At 66.4% G+C, this 917-nt stretch carries 2 protein-coding genes; both read left to right on the forward strand.

Annotation, left to right across the window (positions count from 1 at the left end; translation table 11 throughout):
- Nucleotides 1-272 (forward strand): NAD-binding protein (locus tag EOA24_RS39550; RefSeq protein WP_148669985.1); only part of this gene is annotated, 272 nt, incomplete at its 5' end.
- 20 nt (nucleotides 273-292) lie between these two features.
- On the forward strand, nucleotides 293-917 hold a 625-nt coding region (locus EOA24_RS39555), incomplete at its 3' end, for an MmgE/PrpD family protein (protein WP_145992585.1).

The raw sequence follows: 917 nt of genomic DNA on the forward strand, positions 1-917 counted from the left end.
GTTCCAACGCGACATTGACCAAGATCCCGAAATTCGTCCTTACCCGCGGCTTCGATTTCGGCTTCGCCATCGGGCTGTCGGCCAAGGACATTCGCCTTTGTCTCGAGGAGAGCGACGCGCTGGGCGTGCCGATGATCGTCGGCGGCGCGGTGCGGCAGTTGCTGACCGTGGCGAAGAGCGACCTCGGCGCCGATGCGGACCTGACCGAAATCATCAAGCCGATCGAGGGTTGGGCCGGCGTGACGGTCGCCAGCAAGAAGGCCCAGGCCTGACGCCGGCCGGAACGAGTCCGATGAGCGGCACTTCCCCTCAGGCGATTGCTCCGGGCCTGTCGCGCAGGCTTGCCGCGTTCGTGCGCAATTCGCAATGGAACGACGTGCCGGAGCCGGTGTGCGAGCATGCGCTGCGCGCCCTCTTCAACGGCTTCGGGACCGCGCTTGGAGGTTCGTCCGACCAGGCGATCCTGCGCCTTGCGGCGAGCCTCGCGCCCTTCTCGGCGGGGACGGCGGCGACCGTTGTCGGTCATGGCGCGAAGCGGGATGCGCCGACCGCTGCCTTTCTCAACGCCGCGTCAATGAACGTGTTCGATTTCGACGACACCCATCAAGGCACGATCATCCATCCGACCGCGCCCGTGGCCCCCGTCGTCCTTGCCCTCGCCGAACTACGGCCGGTCAGCGGGACCAAGCTTCTGCATGCCTTCGTTCTCGGCGTGGAGGTGACCTGCCGGATCGGCAACGCGATCTCGCCGGGCCACTACAATCGCGGCTGGCACATCACGTCGACCTGCGGAATCTTCGGCGCCGCGGTAGCCGCGGCGAAGCTGCTCGATCTGACCGAGGAGGAAATCCTCTGGGCCTTCGGCAATGCGTCCGCCCAGGCTTCGGGTCTCGTCGAGACACTGGGCTTCATGGCGA

Source organism: Mesorhizobium sp. M2A.F.Ca.ET.039.01.1.1 (genome assembly GCF_003998035.1).
Taxonomy (GTDB): domain Bacteria; phylum Pseudomonadota; class Alphaproteobacteria; order Rhizobiales; family Rhizobiaceae; genus Mesorhizobium.